The 16806-nt window shown below is 65.8% G+C and carries 14 protein-coding genes; 8 read left to right on the forward strand and 6 right to left on the reverse strand.

What is annotated here, in order from left to right:
* Positions 1 to 129 precede the first annotated feature (129 nt).
* Positions 130 to 1254 carry an adenosine deaminase gene (locus NFC73_RS11905; protein WP_254750445.1) on the reverse strand — a complete coding sequence of 375 codons (1125 nt, stop codon included), beginning with the start codon at positions 1252 to 1254 and terminating at the stop codon, positions 130 to 132.
* A 48-nt stretch (positions 1255 to 1302) separates the two neighbouring features.
* On the opposite strand from NFC73_RS11905, the gene NFC73_RS11910 reads away from it, so the two are divergent.
* Together NFC73_RS11910 and NFC73_RS11915 are read left to right on the forward strand one after the other, a co-directional pair.
* Positions 1303 to 3870: an excinuclease ABC subunit UvrA gene (locus NFC73_RS11910; protein ID WP_254750447.1), complete on the forward strand. Its 2568-nt coding sequence runs from the start codon at positions 1303 to 1305 to the stop codon at positions 3868 to 3870.
* 217 nt (positions 3871 to 4087) lie between these two features.
* Positions 4088 to 4747 (forward strand): LysM peptidoglycan-binding domain-containing protein, encoded by a 660-nt coding sequence (locus tag NFC73_RS11915; protein WP_254750449.1) that lies wholly within the window; start codon positions 4088 to 4090, stop codon positions 4745 to 4747.
* Between the two features lie 151 nt (positions 4748 to 4898).
* Here the strand turns inward: NFC73_RS11915 and NFC73_RS11920 are convergent, their stop codons facing one another.
* Positions 4899 to 5501 (reverse strand): hypothetical protein, encoded by a 603-nt coding sequence (locus NFC73_RS11920; protein ID WP_254750451.1) that lies wholly within the window; start codon positions 5499 to 5501, stop codon positions 4899 to 4901.
* A 190-nt stretch (positions 5502 to 5691) separates the two neighbouring features.
* On the opposite strand from NFC73_RS11920, the gene NFC73_RS11925 reads away from it, so the two are divergent.
* The 3 genes from NFC73_RS11925 to NFC73_RS11935 all read left to right on the forward strand — a co-directional run bounded on the left by NFC73_RS11925 (position 5692) and on the right by NFC73_RS11935 (position 9472).
* Positions 5692 to 6606, forward strand: a complete 915-nt coding sequence (locus tag NFC73_RS11925) for an MSMEG_6728 family protein (protein ID WP_254750453.1) — start codon at positions 5692 to 5694, stop codon at positions 6604 to 6606.
* Between the two features lie 399 nt (positions 6607 to 7005).
* Complete coding sequence (locus NFC73_RS11930; protein ID WP_254750455.1) at positions 7006 to 7866, forward strand: NAD-dependent epimerase/dehydratase family protein; 861 nt, start codon at positions 7006 to 7008, stop codon at positions 7864 to 7866.
* A 148-nt stretch (positions 7867 to 8014) separates the two neighbouring features.
* Complete coding sequence (locus tag NFC73_RS11935) at positions 8015 to 9472, forward strand: HNH endonuclease signature motif containing protein (protein WP_254750457.1); 1458 nt, start codon at positions 8015 to 8017, stop codon at positions 9470 to 9472.
* Between the two features lie 113 nt (positions 9473 to 9585).
* Here NFC73_RS11935 and NFC73_RS11940 read toward each other — a convergent pair whose 3' ends face one another.
* Complete coding sequence (locus NFC73_RS11940; RefSeq protein ID WP_254750460.1) at positions 9586 to 12090, reverse strand: Tex family protein; 2505 nt, start codon at positions 12088 to 12090, stop codon at positions 9586 to 9588.
* A 138-nt stretch (positions 12091 to 12228) separates the two neighbouring features.
* Here NFC73_RS11940 and NFC73_RS11945 point away from each other — a divergent pair, with 138 nt between their 5' ends.
* A complete protein-coding gene (locus tag NFC73_RS11945) occupies positions 12229 to 12525 on the forward strand; it encodes a hypothetical protein (RefSeq protein WP_254750462.1) in 297 nt (98 codons plus the stop codon).
* 221 nt (positions 12526 to 12746) lie between these two features.
* Here NFC73_RS11945 and NFC73_RS11950 read toward each other — a convergent pair whose 3' ends face one another.
* The 3 genes from NFC73_RS11950 to NFC73_RS11960 form a co-directional block, all read right to left on the reverse strand.
* Positions 12747 to 13817, reverse strand: coding sequence for an alkene reductase (locus NFC73_RS11950; protein ID WP_254750464.1), 1071 nt, complete (start codon positions 13815 to 13817; stop codon positions 12747 to 12749).
* A 115-nt stretch (positions 13818 to 13932) separates the two neighbouring features.
* Positions 13933 to 14697 (reverse strand): PKD domain-containing protein, encoded by a 765-nt coding sequence (locus NFC73_RS11955; protein WP_254750466.1) that lies wholly within the window; start codon positions 14695 to 14697, stop codon positions 13933 to 13935.
* 170 nt (positions 14698 to 14867) lie between these two features.
* Positions 14868 to 15332 carry a DUF6318 family protein gene (locus NFC73_RS11960; protein ID WP_254750468.1) on the reverse strand — a complete coding sequence of 155 codons (465 nt, stop codon included), beginning with the start codon at positions 15330 to 15332 and terminating at the stop codon, positions 14868 to 14870.
* Between the two features lie 425 nt (positions 15333 to 15757).
* On the opposite strand from NFC73_RS11960, the gene NFC73_RS11965 reads away from it, so the two are divergent.
* Positions 15758 to 16192: a pyridoxamine 5'-phosphate oxidase family protein gene (locus NFC73_RS11965; RefSeq protein ID WP_254750470.1), complete on the forward strand. Its 435-nt coding sequence runs from the start codon at positions 15758 to 15760 to the stop codon at positions 16190 to 16192.
* A gap of 19 nt (positions 16193 to 16211) precedes the next feature.
* Complete coding sequence (locus NFC73_RS11970) at positions 16212 to 16640, forward strand: very short patch repair endonuclease (RefSeq protein ID WP_254750472.1); 429 nt, start codon at positions 16212 to 16214, stop codon at positions 16638 to 16640.
* Positions 16641 to 16806 lie beyond the last annotated feature (166 nt).

The raw sequence follows: 16806 nt of genomic DNA on the forward strand, positions 1-16806 counted from the left end.
ACAGCACAAGTGAGGCTGGAGTCTCGGCTTGGGGGCTGTTTACTCAACCCTGGAGCGCAAATTCCGGGTATCGCCGGACTCTTCCCCGAAGCGCTCGGGCATAAGTGTAGCGAGTGGGAACGAGCGGAGCTACCCGCGGTTCAGTTCGTCCAGAAGCTCTGCTTTTCGCTCCTCGGAGGCGAACGACGAATGGATGGAATTGGCCGCGAGCCGTGACCTGTCGAAGTCTGAAAGGTCAAAAACGGCCTTTAGCTGGGAAAAGTTGTCGTCCACGTACCCACCGAAGTAGGCCGGATCATCCGAATTCACAGAGACGTTGAGCCCCGCGGCGAGCATGGCCGGCAAGGGATGGTCCGCCAGGGTGTCCACGGCACGCAGCCGGACGTTCGAGAGCGGGCAGACCGTCAGCGGAATCCGGTCCGCCACCAGCCGCTCCACCAGGTCCGGGTCCTCCATGCAGCGGATGCCGTGGTCAATCCGTTCCACTTCAAGGATGTCCAGCGCTTCGATAATGTACGACGGCGGTCCCTCCTCGCCTGCGTGCGCGGTCAGCCGCAGGCCCGCTTCGCGGGCTTTGGCGAACAGCCGCTCAAACTTGGCCGGCGGGTTGCCCACCTCGGCCGAATCCAGGCCGATGGCCGCGATGGGGGCATTCATGGCCAGCAGGCCGTCCAGGACCTCCAGCGCCGACTCCTCGGACTGGTCACGCAGGAATGCGGCAATCAGCAGGGTGGACATGCCGAAGTCCTCCTGGGAGGTGGCCAGCGCCGATGCCACCCCGTTGACGCAGGTTTCCAGGCTGACGCCGCGGGTCAGGTGGGCCTGCGGGTCCATCATGATCTCCGCGTGCCGGACCCCTGCGGCGGCGGCGCGGGCGAGGTAGGCGCGGGTCATGTCGGCGAAGTCCCGCTCCGTCTGCAGCACCGCCATGTTGGCGTAGTACAGGTCCAGGAAGGACTGCAGGTCCGTGAATTCGTACAGTCCCCGGAGCTCCTCCAGGCCTGAGTATGGGAGGGTGATGCCGTTGCGTGCGGCCAGTTCGAGGATCAGTTCCGGCTGCAGTGTGCCCTCAATGTGCAGGTGCAGCTCAGCGACGGGGACGATCCTGACAGCCGCTTCGGCGTCGGACAGTTCCGACTCCGGCAGATCCGCCTCCGAAGGTTCCGTCTGGGGAAGTTCCGTCCCGTGCACTTCTGTGGCTGGTAGTCCCGTCTGTGGCAGCGGTTCGGCGGTTGTGTCCCGGTTGTTGTCCATCGGGTCAGGATATCGCCCGCCGGGCGGTTCGCGGCTAGAGTCGGATCGATGCGGAACCCTAAGCAAGCTGACGATCTTTCCCTTTCCCATCCCGGCCATCTGGCGGACGGCTTCGTCCGTGTCCGGGGCGCGCGGGAGAACAACCTGCGGAACGTGGACGTGGATGTGCCCCGCGACTCCATTGTGGCTTTTACAGGCGTCTCCGGCTCGGGAAAGTCCTCCCTCGCTTTCGGCACCATCTACGCCGAAGCCCAGCGCCGCTACTTCGAATCCGTGGCCCCGTACGCGCGCCGCCTTATCCAGCAGGGCCACAATCCCAAGGTGGAGATGATCTCCGGGCTGCCACCCGCCGTCGCGCTTCAACAGCGCCGCGGCGCACCCAGCAGCCGCTCCACCGTGGGCACGGTGACCACGCTCTCCAATTCGCTCCGCATGCTCTTTTCGCGGGCGGGCACCTATCCGGCCGGCGCCGAGCAATTGGACTCCGACGCGTTTTCGCCGAATACCGCGGCCGGCGCCTGCTCTGAATGCCACGGGCTGGGGGTCGCGCACACCGTCAGCGAGGAGTCCCTGGTGCCGGACGCCAACCTCACCATCCGGGAAGGTGCCATCGCGGCGTGGCCGGGCGCCTGGCAGGGCAAGAACCTCCGCGACATCCTCAGCCACCTGGGCTACGACGTGGACGTGCCCTGGCGGAAGCTGCCCAGGAAGCAGCGAGACTGGATCCTGTTCACGGACGAGCAGCCCGTTGTGGAGGTCACCCCCGAGCGGGACCGCGTGGCCAAGCCGTACAAGGGCCGCTTCTGGAGCGCCAAGAGCTACGTCCTGCACACGCTGGCCGACTCGCAGAGTGCGGCCATGCGCGAGCGCGTCCTGGCGTTTATGGAGTCCGGTCCGTGTCCGCGCTGCGGCGGCACGGGGCTCCGGGCCGAAGCCCTCGCCGTGACCTTCGCCGGCCGGACCATCGCCGACCTCAACGCCGCGCCGATGGTGGAGCTGGCCGAAATCATCCGCCCCACCGCGGGACTGAAGGAAGCCGGCACCGCGTCCCGCCGGCAGTCCTCCGGCGAGGACAACGAGGTGGCTGTGGCCATCACCGCGGACCTCCTGCACCGCATCACCGTGCTGCTGGATCTGGGGCTGGGATACCTGGCGCTGGGCCGCGCCACGCCTACACTCTCCCCCGGCGAGATGCAGCGGCTGAGGATCGCCACCCAGCTCCGCTCCGGGCTGTTCGGCGTGATCTATGTGCTGGACGAGCCGTCCGCGGGCCTCCATCCGGCCGACGCCGAGCCGCTCCTGGCGGTACTGGACCAGCTCAAGGCCTCCGGCAACTCGGTGTTTGTGGTGGAACACAACATGGACGTGGTCCGCCGGGCCGACTGGCTGGTGGACGTGGGTCCGCGGGCCGGGGAGGGCGGCGGCGAGGTGCTCTACAGCGGCCCGGTCGCCGGGCTCGCGGCCATCGAGGAGTCGGTGACCCGCCCGTTCCTGTTCGACGACGGCGGGAGTACTTCCGGCGGCACGTCCGACGGCGGCACAGCACCTCGTGCCGCCCAGGTCCGGGAGCCCGACGGCTGGCTGGAGCTCGCGGGGATCAGCCGGCACAACCTCAAGGACCTGGATGCGCGGTTCCCATTGGGCGTCCTCACCGCAGTCACGGGGGTGTCCGGCTCCGGCAAGTCCACCCTGGTGACGCATGTCCTCGGGGAAGTTGTGGGATCCGGGCTCAAGAACCAGGCTCCGCAGCCAGCCGAACCTGATGATGCGGGCCCGGCCACAGCGTTGTCCGTGGGACCGGTCAACGGCGCGGAACGGATCCACAGGCTGGTCACGGTGGACCAGAAACCCATCGGGCGAACCCCCCGTTCCAACCTCGCCACCTACACTGGCCTGTTCGACGCGGTGCGCAAGGAATTCGCGGCCACGGAGCAGGCCAGGGCACGCGGGTTCGGCGCCGGGCGGTTCTCCTTCAACGTCGCCGGAGGCCGCTGCGAAACCTGCCAGGGTGAAGGCTTTGTGGCGGTTGAGCTGCTCTTCCTCCCGGGCAGCTACGGGCCGTGCCCTGTGTGCGACGGTTCCCGCTACAACCCCGAGACCTTGGAGGTGACGTACCGGGGCAAGAATGTGGCCGAGGTGCTGCGCCTGACGGTGGATGCGGCCACCGGGTTCCTGGCCGACATTCCGGCCGCGGCCCGCAGCCTGAAGAGCCTCGGGGACGTGGGCCTGGGCTACCTCCGGCTGGGCCAGCCCGCCACGGAGCTTTCCGGCGGCGAAGCTCAGCGCATCAAGCTGGCCACCGAACTGCAGCGCGCCCAGCGGGGGCATACCCTCTACCTCCTGGACGAGCCAACCACCGGGCTCCACCCTGCCGACGTCGAACTCCTGATGGCCCAGCTCCACGGCCTGGTGGACAGCGGCAACACCGTGGTGGTGGTGGAACACGAAATGGCCGTTGTGGCGGCGGCGGACTGGGTCATTGACCTGGGCCCCTCCGGCGGTGATGCCGGCGGCCGGATTGTCGCTGCGGGTACCGCCGCCAGCGTCGCCCGTTCCCGGCACAGCCGCACCGCGCCCTACCTGGCGGCCGCACTACCCCAGCTCGCCACCAGCTGACCACCAGGAATCATCTCGGTTTGATAACGGGCCGGCGATGTCCTAGCGTGAAATGCAAGCCCGTTCGTCGGGCGACATGAATGCCCGGTGCTGCCTCCACCAGAACTGCCCGGCCGGCAGACACCGAAAATTGACCTCTATATCGTCAGGGGCGGGCAGTGGCGCAATAACCTCCGGGGACGGACCGAGCGCTGGTGGCCTTCAGGAGCATCACACCATGAACAACAAAACCATCCGTACTGCCGCACGCCGTGGAGTAGCCGTTGCCGCCATTTCCGCGGCCGGCCTCTCACTCTCCGTCACCGCAGCCAACGCTGCCACCGACGGCGCAACCTGGGACGCACTGGCGCAGTGCGAAAGCGGCGGGAACTGGGCTACGAACACCGGCAACGGCTACTCGGGCGGCCTGCAGTTCAGCGCCAGCACCTGGGCTGCCTACGGCGGCACCGGTTCCGCGGCCGACGCCAGCCGCGAGCAGCAGATCGCCGTGGCCGAACAGGTCCAGGCGTCGCAGGGCTGGGGAGCGTGGCCGTCCTGCGCCGCGGAGCTTGGCCTGAGCGGCGGAGGGGGTACGACGGCGGTGGCTCCCCAGAGCGCGCCGGTCCAGAGTGCACCGGTTCAGAGTGCGCCGGTTCAGGCCACCGTGGAGAGCGTGCCGGTCGAGGCACCTGTGGTGCAGGCGCCGGCTCCGCAGCATGCCGCGCCCGTGGAACTGAGCGGCGAGACCTACACGCTTGAGCCCGGCGACACCCTGAGCACCGTCGCCGACAAGCTGGGCGTTGAAGGCGGTTGGGAGAGCCTGGCGGACGCCAACCTGGACACCATTGCCAACCCGGATCTCGTGTTCTCCGGGCAGGTCCTCCAGCTTCCCGCCTAAGCCTCAGCACTTTCCGCGGGAGCCGCCCCTTTCCCCAAAACGACGGCCCGCGGAAACAACAAAAACCCGGGAGCAACAACCCCGGGAAACAACGACGCCGGAGATCCCCTCGCTGGGGAGCTCCGGCGTCGTCCGTTAATGTTCTCTTGACTTAGGCTGCTGCCTTGCCCGCGGCCGGAATCTCGCGGATGATGCGGACCTTCCACGCGGCGTCGTCGCTGGTGTCCAGCAGGGCCACCGTGCCGTGGGCGAGGTTCAGTGCCACGCGCTTCGCTGCCAGCAGTTCGAGGTAGAGGTGCTCGTTCATGCGGCTGGGGGTGTCGATCATGTACTTCACGGCGTCGCGGACCTTGCGGTAGTTGGCGCTGCGCTCGCGGTGCATGTGCAGTTCGAGCATCTGGCGCTGGCGCACTTTGGGCTCGTGCTTGTTGAGCCAGGAGACGGCGAGGTGCACACCGATCACCAACGCGAGGGAGACAGCGTAGATCCACGCGCCGCTGGACATCAGGAACAGGGGCAGGTTGCCGATCGCCACGAGCGCAATCACGATCCGCAGCGCAACGATCCGGCGCAGAGTCAGGGCTACGGAGGCCATGGCCGCACGAAAGCCGTGCTGCTCGTGGCGTGCCGCGGCCGGGTCAAGGGTAAATTCATCAAGGACCAGGATGCCCTTGGCCTCCGGATCAAGCATCTGCCCGAACTTGGGCACAAACAGCTGTGTTGAACCGGCGGTCACTTCAGGTGAAATTGTCATGAGGGGGCTTCCGGGACGGTGGGGCGTTTCGGTGATCTTAGTGGGTAGCGGCACTCGCTGTATGCATCGGTCCACTATGTGAACTATTTTTGGTGCCCCTCTGGCCCTGAGGGGCACTGCCAGGGACCCCGCGCGTGTGGCGCCGGGCACTGCAATTGGCACATCCGCCGCATGCCGTCAGACTGAAGGGATGCAAACCTTCCTTCCGTATCCCGATTTCCGGCAGAGCGCCGCAGCACTGGACACCGCCAGGCTTGGCAAACAGCGTGTCGAGGCGCTGCAAACCCTCCGGGCACTGGTGATTCCCGAGTACGGCTGGCTGGACCACCCCGCCGTCCGCATGTGGATGGGCCACGTTCCGGCGCTTACCATGTACGGTCTGGCGATGGTGGACGAATGGACCAACCGCGGCCATGAAGACAACACGCGCGCCAACATCACCGAGTTCGCGCCCCAGGCGGCACACCCGGACTACGCAGCCAAGATCCCGCTGCCGGAGTGGCTCGGAAACCCTGATTTCCACCTGAGCCACCGTGCCAAGCTGCTCCGCAAGGAACCGAAGTTCTACAAGACGGTGTTCCCGGACGCCGACCTGGACCTGGACTTCCTTTGGCCTGAGCCCAAGCACGAGTTCTATCCGGCAGAACCCGAGGGCGATGTCCTCTGGATCCTCCGCGACCCGCACGCCGAAATCGATCCGCAGACGCTGGATACCGTGGCACTGCCTCCGATCCGCCGCGCCGGCGCTGTTGCACCCGCCGCACCTGAGGATGGCTACTCCCCCGTGTACGTCGACGACGGCTCCCGCCGCCCGTCAAAGCAGCCGCGCAAGCTGCCGCCCAAGCAGCTCGTGAAGAAGCCCACCCGGAAGCGCCTGGCGCAGGAGGAAGCATTCGCCACCCTGCCCGGCAAGACCGCCGTCGCGGTTTCGTTTGAGGACGGCAAAAAGTTCGCCGTTGGACAGGTGCTGGGCCGTCCCATCACGCTCGCCGACGGCCGGTTCGGCCGCACGTTCACCGTCACCGAGGTGATCGACCGGTCCGCGTTCGATTACCCCGCGCTCCTGCAGGACCCGCGGGTGTTCTTCCCGGTTCCCGCTCCCTGAGTGGCCACGCCCGGGTCTCGCGTAACTGAAGACGCCTAAGCTCCTGCGCGCCCGCGCAACTTTTCCCTTACAGTGATCCCTGAGTGCTGGCAGCCAGCACCAACAGCTTGGGGGCGAAAATGGGGGCAGGCGACGGCGCTGCTGAGCAGGCGCGGATTGCGGCGGAACGAGCGGCCAAACTAAGGCGCCAGCTCGACTACGCAGAACGGGCTGAACGGGCGTGGGCCGCGGGTGCCGCTGGTGAAGCCCGGGTTGCCTCAATATTGGACACGCTTGAGGCCCAGGGCTGGATGGCCCGCAAAGAGTCCCGGTTCCCACGCCAGCGGTAGTTTCCACCCTTCCAGCGCCCTGATCAGACCGCAATGCGAGTCACGGCGGCGGGAGTGGCAGACTTTCACCATGACGATTCTCTTGGCCGGCTGCGGCGATCTGGGCACTGAAGCAGGCCTGCGCTTCGCCGCGGCCGGACACCGGGTGGTGGGCTGGCGGCGTTCGCCCGAAAAACTGCCCTCTGTGATCGAAGGTGTGGCGGCGGACCTGGGCTCTCCGGATCTGCCGCCTGTCCCGGCGGACACCACCGCCGTCGTCGTGGCCGTTGCGGCCGACTCACCCACGGAAGCGGCCTACCGTGCCGCGTACGTGGACGGTCTGGCGCATGTCCTGGACGCCCTGGAGCGCGACGGCGTGACGGCGCGGCGGGTGCTTTTTGTGTCCTCCACCGCTGTCTATGGGGACGCCGGCGGTGGCTGGGTTGATGAGAGTACGACGGCGGTTCCTGGCGGTTTCTCGGGGCGAATCCTCCTCGAGGCGGAGGAACTCCTGGTTTCGCGGCTGCGCGGCACAGGTACCTCGCCTGTTGTGCTGCGGCTGGGCGGGATCTACGGTCCGGGCCGGACGCGTTTGATTGACCAGGTCCGCAGCGGGACAGCCGTGGTTCCCGACGAGCCGCGCTTTACCAATCGGATCCACCGGGACGACGCCGCTGCGGCGATCGTCCAGTTGGCCACCATGGAAGCTATGCCTGCGCCGGTATATGTCGGTGTGGACAACTCTCCCGCTGAACTTGGGGAGGTGCTGCGCTTCCTGGCCTTGGAAATGGGCTATCCGGAACCGCCCATCGGACCAGCAGGCGAGGCCCGCGGCGGCAATAAACGCTGCAGCAACGCTTTTCTCCGCGGGACCGGGCTTGAGTTCACTTACCCGACGTTCCGGGAAGGGTACCGGGCAGTTCTGGCGCGCACCGGAGTCCGCCACCCGTAGCCTCCGGGCGCTAACGGACACTTGGGGCCCACACGACGTCAAGTCGAAACCGCCCACGGATGCAGGCACTTACAGTTGCTTCGGGGAATTATGCACATAGGCATTCTTCCTCGCGGTCATTGTCAGACCCTCCGGGGATGATGTGGGTATGGATAGCAGAGCAGCGGTGGCGACGGCGGAGGCCCTTTCGGTGTCCTTCGCTGAGCTTGCTTCTGCGCTCCGGGACGGGACCGATTCCGGCTGTCCCGGGGAGGCTGATCCGATGCGTCGGGTGGCGGATGGTTTCCTGGACGGGCTGGCCGAGATCTCACGGCTGGACGCTAAAAGTGCCGCCCTGAAGGCCTGGCTGGCTGCCGGTTACTCCGCCGCTGCCGAGGCTCTGGCCGGCCCTGCAACGTCGCCCGAGGACAACACCGGGCAGGAAATGGCCCTGATCGCCGAGGTCGCCTGTGCCCTGACGGTCAGCGAACGGGCTGCCGGTGCCCTCCTCGCCGAGGCGCACGCCCTGACCACTGCCCTGCCCTTGACCCTCTCCGCGCTGCAGGCCGGGACGATCTCGTGGCAGCACACCCGGATCATGGTCGACGAAACCCTGAACCTCGACAGGCCGGCCGCGGCGGCGTTGGAGGCACATTTCCTGGACCCCCACGCAGTGAATCCGGCACGTGGCTTCGCCGGTGAGCTCATCCCCGGCAGGTTCCGGCACAAGGCCCGGACCTGGCGGGAACGCCATCACCCGGTCAGCATCGAAAAACGCCACGCCAGGAGCGCAGCCGACCGGCGGGTGGAGTACGCCCCGGACCGCGACGGCATGGCCTGGCTCAGCGCGTACCTTCCCGCCGATACCGCGGCCGGGATCTGGAACCGCACCACCACCGCCGCCCGGGCGCTGCAAGGCCCGGCCGAGGACCGGAATCTCAGCCAGCTCCGGGCCGACACCGTCGCTACCTGGCTCCTCGGCGGCACCGGTGACGGGGCAGATATCGACGGCGGCAGAGTGGATGCTGTTGTTCCGTCGCCGAGGGCGCAGGTTCTTGTCACGGTCCCGGTCCTCTCGCTGCTGGGCCGCACCGAGGAACCGGCCATGCTCGACGGGTACGGGCCGATCCCGCCGTCCATGGCCCGCCGGCTCGTCGCCGACGGCGCCGAATCCTTCCACCGCGTCCTGATCGACCCCCGCGACGGCGCACCGCTGGAGATCGGGCGGACCAGCTACCGGCTCACCAAAGCCCAGCGCCAATGGCTCCGCCTACGCGACGGAAAATGCCCCTTCCCCGGCTGCAGCAACCACTCTCTCGACAACGAAGCAGACCATATCCTCGCCTGGGCCCACGGCGGCACCACCGGAATCAGCAATCTCGGCCAGCCCTGCCACAAACACCACAGACTCCGCCACACCACGGCCTGGACACCCACCACGGCCACCAAGAACGAACCACCCGGCTGGACCTCACCGACCGGACGCCACTATCAAAGCGAACACCCCGACTGGGAACCACCCCACTGGCCAGACCACCTCCAGGCAATGGCCGAACATTTGGCCAACAATATGGCCGAACATCCGGAGCCAGCGATCCCCGGACCGAGTCCTGTCCGAACGCTGTGAGCTGGACCGGTGACCTCGCCTTGCGCGAGCCGTTGCCCGACGACGACCTCCCACAGGCCACCATGGCCGCTGACTGAGCCAGTTACTCCGAGGGTGCGCCAATCAGCACCTGTCTATTTGCCGAGGCCAGCCTTGCGGAGGGCCTCTGCCATGGCGGTGTTTACAGGCACCGGATTCAGTGCCTGCGGCCGGCCGCCGGACGACTTCGGATCGGGCTTCGAAGTCGATGCGTTGTCGCCCGGGCTCGAGGCCCCGCGTCCGGGCTGCCGACCCGAGCCGCGCCCACCGGAGTCTCGGCGCGCATCTCCCGGACGGCCCCCGGCAGGACGTCCCCCAGCTGGCCGACCGCTTTCAGGCCGGCCCCCTTCCGAACGCCCGCCCTGCGCCCGCCCACCCGAAGGCGACGGTTCGTCGTCGAGCCTTAGCGTGAGCGAGATCCGCTTACGCTCCGGATCGGCTTCCAGAACCTTCACACGGACAACCTGCCCCGACTTCACCACCTCGCGGGGATCGGAGACAAAGCGGTTGGCCAGCGCCGACACGTGAACCAGGCCGTCCTGGTGCACTCCAACGTCCACAAAGGCGCCGAACGCAGCCACATTGGTGACGGTCCCCTCAAGCACCATGCCGGGCTTGAGGTCGGAGATCTTCTCGATGCCTTCGGAGAAGGTCGCCGCGGCAAAAGCGGGTCGGGGATCGCGGCCTGGTTTGTCCAACTCGGCCAGGATGTCCTGGACCGTGGGCAAACCAAAGGTGCCGTCAACAAAAGCGCGCGGATCAAGTGAGGACGCCGGCGCCGAGCCCGCGGCCACCAGGATTTTCCGGGCAATCGGATACGCCTCGGGGTGCACGCTCGACGCGTCCAGCGGCTCTGCTCCGCCGGTGATCCGCAGGAAGCCGGCGCACTGCTCAAACGCCTTCGCACCCAGGCGGGGCACCTTCTTGAGCTCGCTGCGCTTGGCAAACGGCCCGTGTTCGTTTCGGTAGGCCACAATGTTTTCGCTCAGCAAAGGTCCGACGCCGGCCACGCGGCTCAGCAGCGCGGGCGACGCTGTGTTCACGTCAACGCCAACCGCGTTCACGCAGTCCTCAACCACGGCATCCAGGCTGCGGTCCAGCTTCGACGCCGTGACGTCATGCTGATACTGACCCACGCCGATGGACTTGGGATCGATCTTCACGAGTTCCGCCAGCGGATCCTGAAGCCGCCGCGCAATGGAAACGGCTCCGCGCAGGGACACATCCATGCCCGGCAGCTCCGCCGAGGCCAGCGCCGACGCGGAATACACCGACGCCCCGGCCTCCGAAACCACCAGTTTCTGCGGTTTCGTCTCCGCGGCCGGCAGCAGCTTGATCAGTTCCGCGGCAAGCCTGTCCGTCTCACGAGACGCGGTTCCGTTGCCGATGGCCACCAGCTCCACATTGTGCTTCCGGGCCAGCCGCACCAAGGTGGCGAGGGCCTCGTCCCACTTCCGGGCAGGCGCGTGCGGGTACACGGTGTCAGTGGCAACCACCTTGCCCGTCCCGTCCACAACGGCCACTTTCACACCCGTCCGCAGTCCCGGGTCCAGCCCAAGAGTGGCGCGGTTTCCGGCGGGTGCGGCCAGGAGGACGTCGCGAAGGTTGGCGGCAAACACCCGGACAGCCTCGTCCTCTGCGTCTGTGAACAGCCGTCCGCGGAGGTCGGCGGTCAGCCGGGCCAGCACGCGCGAGCGCCAGGCAATCTGCGCGGTCTGGATCAGCCACGAATCGGCGGGACGGCCGCGGTCGGCAACCCCGAGGCACCTGGCCACAGCGGATTCGTAACGGGAACGCGCGGCGGCCAGGGCGTCGTCGTCGTTCGGATCCCCCTCGGCGAGATCCAGCTCCAGGACGCCGTCCTTCTCTCCGCGCAGCAGCGCAAGCACACGGTGTGAGGGCATCCCGGTGGGCACCTGGGCGAACTCAAAGTAATCGGCGAACTTCTGCCCGTCGGACTCCTTGCCCTTCTTCACACGCGACACCATCCGCCCCTGCGTCCACAGCCGCTCGCGCAGGGTTGCGGCGAGGTCCGGATCCTGCGCAACCCTCTCGACGAGGATGGAACGGGCGCCGGCGAGCGCGGCAGCCGCGTCATCAATGGAGTGTTCGGCGTTCAGGTACCTGGCAGCCTCACGTTCCGGGTCCAGGTCGGGCCGCTTCAGCAGCGCATCGGCGAGCGGCTCCAACCCGGCTTCACGAGCGATCTGGGCCTTGGTGCGGCGCTTGGACTTGAACGGAAGGTAGATGTCCTCCAGCCGGGATTTGGTGTCCGCGGCGAGGATCGCTGCCTGCAGCTCGGGGGTCAGCTGCCCCTGCGCGGCAATCGCTTCGAGGATAGTACGACGGCGGTCCTCAAGTTCGCGGAGGTAGCGCAGGCGCTCGTCGAGCTCGCGCAGCTGCGTGTCATCCAGCGTCCCGGTGGCTTCCTTGCGGTACCGGGCGATGAACGGAACGGTGGACCCGCCGTCGAGGAGGTCCACTGCAGCCTTGACCTGCCAGGTCTTCACGCCAAGCTCGGCGGCGATCTGGGCGTGGATGGCGCTGTCCGGAGTTGGGGCAGACGTGGGGGCGGACGGGACGTGCGGGAGTTGGGTCACCTGAACATTTTGCCCTACGTGTCTGGTGGTCTCCAGCGGCGCCCGGCCGGGCAGTCGGCCGGGGTATTCCGCTCCGGCCCGTGAAGTGCTGTAGTTGATATGCCGTCACAGGCAATCACTTCGAGGAAGAGGGCCACCATGCGTGAACTGCTCATCGTCTTTCAGGAAGGATTCAACGAGGCCAACATCACCGTCATGGTCAACGGCAAGGAGGTCCGCCGTGACATGGGCGTGTCTACCAACCCACTGCTGGGAGAAGCCTACGAAACGTCCGTGGAGCTGCCCGCGAAAGGGGCGCAGGTGGGAGTGGAAGTCACCAACCGCGGCCTGAAAGCCATTACCAAAGTCAGCGGAAAGCCCAAAAGCCTGCTCGTCTCCATTGAGGACGACAAGCTGGTGATGCGCGAAGGAACGGGCCGGGAAGCATACCTTTAGCTATTTCCCTAGCGATAATCCATTCACTGGAGTATTCTGGTGTTTACCGCTCAGCGCTTGTGAACCTGGGCGGGCCAACGTTGAAAGATGAGCCAAAACAGCCGTCGGATGGCTATTTGGCGCGCGCTGCCGGGACAGCACCCCGAGCAGCCAACGACGGCGGCACCCAAGCCGGGTGCCGCCGTCGTCGTTTAATCTCTGGCCGAGGCCAGCAGTGACCGCTAAGCCGAATACGCGGGGTAGTCCGTGTAGCCTACGGAGCCGTCTGCATAAAACGTGGAGGGGTCCGGTTCGTTCAGCGGAAGGCTTTCCTTCCAGCGGCGTGCAAGGTCAGGGTTGGCAATTGCGGGGCGCCCCACCACCACAGCATCTGCATGGCCGTCGGCCACCAAGGCGGTTGCTTCCTCCCGAGTGGTCATGGTGCCGAAGCCGGAGTTCACCAGGAACGTGCCGTTGAAGCGTGCCCGGAGATCCTGGACCAGCTCACTCGTGGGCTCGTGGTGCAGGATGCTGACGTAGGCGAGGTTGAGCGGGGCAATGCTGTCCACCAGCACCTCGTAGGTGGCGCGGACATCGGCCGCATCCGTTTCGGCGATGCCCTGGACGCTGTGCTCCGGCGAGATGCGGATGCCCACTCGGCTCGAACCCACCGCGGCCACCGCGGCGTTGACCGTTTCGATCACAAAGCGGGCCCGGTTCTCCGGCGAGCCGCCGTAGCTGTCGTCTCGGACGTTGGAGTTCGGGGCCAGGAATTCGTGGAGAAGGTAGCCGTTGGCCGAGTGCAGCTCCACGCCGTCGAATCCCGCTTCAATGGCGTTGATCGAGCCGGTGACGATTTCCTGCATCACGACGGGCAGTTCGCCGATGGTCAGCGCGTGCGGGACGGGATACGGCTGCTTGCCGGACGGGGTGCGGACCTCGCCCTCGATGGCAACGGCGCTCGGACCCACGATGGTATGGCCGCCGGTGATGTCCGCGTGGGAGACCCGTCCGCCGTGCATGATCTGGGCGAAGATCCGGCCGCCTTCAGCGTGCACCGCGTCGGTGACCTTCTTCCAGGCGGCAATCTGCTCCGCGGTGAAGAGACCAGGCTGTCCCGGGTAGGAGCGTCCGGCGGGGCTCGGGTAGATGCCTTCGCTGACGATGAGTCCCAGGGATGCCCGCTGCCGGTAGTGCTCCACAACCAGGGGACCCGGAACACCGTCCTCGCCTGAGCGGAGACGGGTCAGGGGTGCCATGACCAGGCGGTTGGGCAGTTCAAGCTCGCCAAGAGTCAAGGGGGAAAACAGCATGCGCAGTTCCTTTCGAGGTGAATTGGTACTGCTGTGCCCAACTGCCCGGCGCGTGCAAGTATTCCGATGGAGGCGCGGATCACTCTCTGCTCGCGTAGCTTGTCTGGATTGCTTCCTACCGGGACGATGCCATGCCGGGGCAACCTTGCCCCTGCGGATTCTGGTTGCAGTCGTCCGCGTAGTTCCGTGTGATGGACCGCCAGACGCTGATGGTCTGCGGCGGTGCGCTGAACTGTCCTTGGCCCGGTATGGGGAGCGGCGGTCCGTTGTTCACGGAATACGTGCCTTGGAAGGACGTAGTGAGGACAACCTGGAAGTCGCCGGTGTCCGCGTAGACGTGGCTTGTTCGGGTCTTTTCACCCCAGCGGTCCTGTGGCAGCGGCCCACCCATGGAAGGCTGCGGCCCGAAGACGGTTCCGTCGCCGTAATTCCAGGTGTACTGAACCGGCGTGGCCACCACGTGCACTTTTTGCCCGAGCATCGTTACGTCGAACTGTTGCTCGGACGCGTCCGCGTAGAAATTGGTTTCGGCCCCGCGGAGCGTGTTGGGGCTGGGCTGGGCGACCACCGTTCCGGCGCTGATGGGCAGGCTCTCGAACTGCCGCTGGATCTGGGCGGCTATGCGCGGCAGGAGGTCCTCGGGCCGAGCATCGTAGAGACAGGTGGGTCCGGAATGGTAAGTCCAGGCCGGGTTAGGAACGCCGACAGGCGCCTTGAGCCAAGTTACGGGAATTCCGTCTACTCCCTCGGGCCCGTTGACACACTCAAGCTGATATCCAAGGCAAACCGTGTCAAAATCGCCTCCGCCGAGGTGGCACTGAAGCTCATACTTGTAGACGTTTGGATCCTTCTTGGTGTCCCCAGGTGCTTCCGGCCTCATATTCCCGGTCAAAGGATCGACGACAAAAACAATCACGCCGATACCAGAATTGTGAAAACCAGAGTCTGCGCCAGTCCCCGTTGGCGGCATATTGGGGGACGGAATGGCGATACCTAGACCGACAACGAGGAATACTGTCGACAGTCGGTGAACGACCCAGCCCATATTCATTAGCGGAGGGGATGAAGACCGGTAACGCGCCACGCGGCGTCCTGGAAATCAACCAGCATGACGTTTCCACCATCAGACGCCTCAGTGGGGGCTCTAAATTCCGACCCGCTGGGATCGTAATAGTTAATGGTCGACTGCTGGACCTGGACGATGACCTGGTAGATCCCATCAGACCCGCGCTCAAATGTAGTCGCTGACGACGGTATGACGATCTTGCCACCTGCGAGCCATCGCCCGCCTTGATAATTGGTGGTCAGCGTGCCCGTTATGTTCGAACAGAATTGACAAGCTGGTGATGTTACCGCTTGGGTTCCTGTGATATCGCCCGTCTGATAGGCATAATTGAGCTGCTCAAACCAGTACGCCGCGAACGCCTCGAGCCCCTCCTTCGTCTCCGTCTTCGCAACCTCCGGCAACACAGGCACCGGCACGTTCTGAGCACGGCCGCTAGCCGAGGCGGGCACGTAGGCGGCCGTCGGAGTCGGCGATGCGCTTGGACTAACAGTCTGAGTCGGAGACGCGGAAGTTGTCCCGCCGCTGTTGGGGACACCACCCGCGTTGCAACCGGTCAACAGCAAAACAGAAGCGGCAGACGCAACAAGGTGCAAGCGCAAGCGCAAGCGCCGCGAAGTAGTGGAAGTGATGTGCGATGTCATGGGCAGCTAATCCCCCGATAGTTTCAAGACGCTTCGCTCCGAACAATGACCTTAAGGGTAGCCCAGGACACATTTGAGCGATGAAAGTTATCCACAGCCACCCGCCCTCGGTTCTACCACCGCGAAGGACCAATAAAAAGTCACACGGACAATCGCCCTCCCAATCCCCTGCAAAACGGATTCCCACGCGCAACCCCTAGAATTCTTCTACCGAACGTAGAAGAATAGGCTGCATGATGTTTACGCACGCAGATGGCAAACCCGTTCTGGAGCTCGACGACGAGCAGTCCTGGAAACTCCTGGAAGCTACCCGCCACGGCCGGCTGGTGGTGTCCGTTGCCGGCGAACCGGACATATTCCCCGTCAACTACCTGACCTCGGACCGGAAAATCTACCTCCGCACCGCGCCGGGCAACAAGCTGGCGCAGCTCACCATCAACTCCAGGGTGCTGCTTGAAACGGACGGCATCCTCTCGGACGAAGCCTGGTCCGTGGTGCTGCGGGGAACGGCGCGCGTCCTGACCAACTCAGCCGAGCTCGCCGTCGTCGAAGAGCTCGGCCTGAAAACTTGGGTGCCGACGCTGAAGGATTTCTATGTGGAGATCGTGCCCACGTCCGTCAGCGGCCGCCATTTCGAGCTGGGCGACCAGCCGGAGCACGAAATCTAGGAGCCCGTAGGCTGGAACCATGGCGGACAGGCTCACCCCCGAGCAGCGCAGCTGGAACATGTCCCGCATCAGGGGCAAGAACACCAAGCCGGAACTGCTGGTGCGCCGCCTCCTCCATGCCAAAGGCTACCGCTACCGCTTGCACGGCACCGCCGGCAAAAGCCGCCTGCCCGGCCGCCCGGACCTGGTGTTCGCCGGCAGGCGAAAGGTCATCTTCATCAACGGCTGCTTCTGGCACTTCCACGACTGCCGCGTAGGCCAGAACGCGCCCAAGGCGAATGCCGCCTTTTGGGAGGCCAAGCGCACGCGCACCAAAAACCGCGACGCCGACCAGCGCCAACAGTTAACGGCCGCCGGCTGGGAAGTGCTCACCGTATGGGAGTGCGAGTTAAGAGACAGCTCCGCCCTCGAAGCCCACCTGGTGGAGTTCCTCGGCGCCAGCAAATAGCCCGGCAAGCCGGCGGTTGGCACGAATGGCCAGCCGGAACTTGAGTCAAACTTGATCCTTTGCCGCCTCCCGAATTGATCGGCGCCCGCAAAGATGAAGTCCTATGAAAAACCCGCAGTCTCCTCAGGAATCCCGCAGTCCTTTTCCTGAACGGCTGCATCCCCAA

The organism is Pseudarthrobacter humi (assembly GCF_024294965.1).
Taxonomy (GTDB): domain Bacteria; phylum Actinomycetota; class Actinomycetes; order Actinomycetales; family Micrococcaceae; genus Arthrobacter; species Arthrobacter humi.

What these genes read in the sequence shown, in the direction of transcription:
- NFC73_RS11955 (WP_254750466.1), bottom strand. Translation starts at nt 14,697, where the DNA reads ATGAGGCCGGAAGCACCTGGGGACACCAAGAAGGATCCAAACGTCTAC.
- NFC73_RS11915 (WP_254750449.1), top strand. Translation starts at nt 4,088, where the DNA reads ATGAACAACAAAACCATCCGTACTGCCGCACGCCGTGGAGTAGCCGTT.
- NFC73_RS11905 (WP_254750445.1), bottom strand. Translation starts at nt 1,254, where the DNA reads ATGGACAACAACCGGGACACAACCGCCGAACCGCTGCCACAGACGGGA.
- NFC73_RS11935 (WP_254750457.1), top strand. Translation starts at nt 8,015, where the DNA reads ATGGATAGCAGAGCAGCGGTGGCGACGGCGGAGGCCCTTTCGGTGTCC.
- NFC73_RS11910 (WP_254750447.1), top strand. Translation starts at nt 1,303, where the DNA reads ATGCGGAACCCTAAGCAAGCTGACGATCTTTCCCTTTCCCATCCCGGC.
- NFC73_RS11950 (WP_254750464.1), bottom strand. Translation starts at nt 13,817, where the DNA reads ATGCTGTTTTCCCCCTTGACTCTTGGCGAGCTTGAACTGCCCAACCGC.
- NFC73_RS11945 (WP_254750462.1), top strand. Translation starts at nt 12,229, where the DNA reads ATGCGTGAACTGCTCATCGTCTTTCAGGAAGGATTCAACGAGGCCAAC.
- NFC73_RS11920 (WP_254750451.1), bottom strand. Translation starts at nt 5,501, where the DNA reads ATGACAATTTCACCTGAAGTGACCGCCGGTTCAACACAGCTGTTTGTG.
- NFC73_RS11930 (WP_254750455.1), top strand. Translation starts at nt 7,006, where the DNA reads ATGACGATTCTCTTGGCCGGCTGCGGCGATCTGGGCACTGAAGCAGGC.
- NFC73_RS11970 (WP_254750472.1), top strand. Translation starts at nt 16,212, where the DNA reads ATGGCGGACAGGCTCACCCCCGAGCAGCGCAGCTGGAACATGTCCCGC.
- NFC73_RS11925 (WP_254750453.1), top strand. Translation starts at nt 5,692, where the DNA reads ATGCAAACCTTCCTTCCGTATCCCGATTTCCGGCAGAGCGCCGCAGCA.
- NFC73_RS11965 (WP_254750470.1), top strand. Translation starts at nt 15,758, where the DNA reads ATGATGTTTACGCACGCAGATGGCAAACCCGTTCTGGAGCTCGACGAC.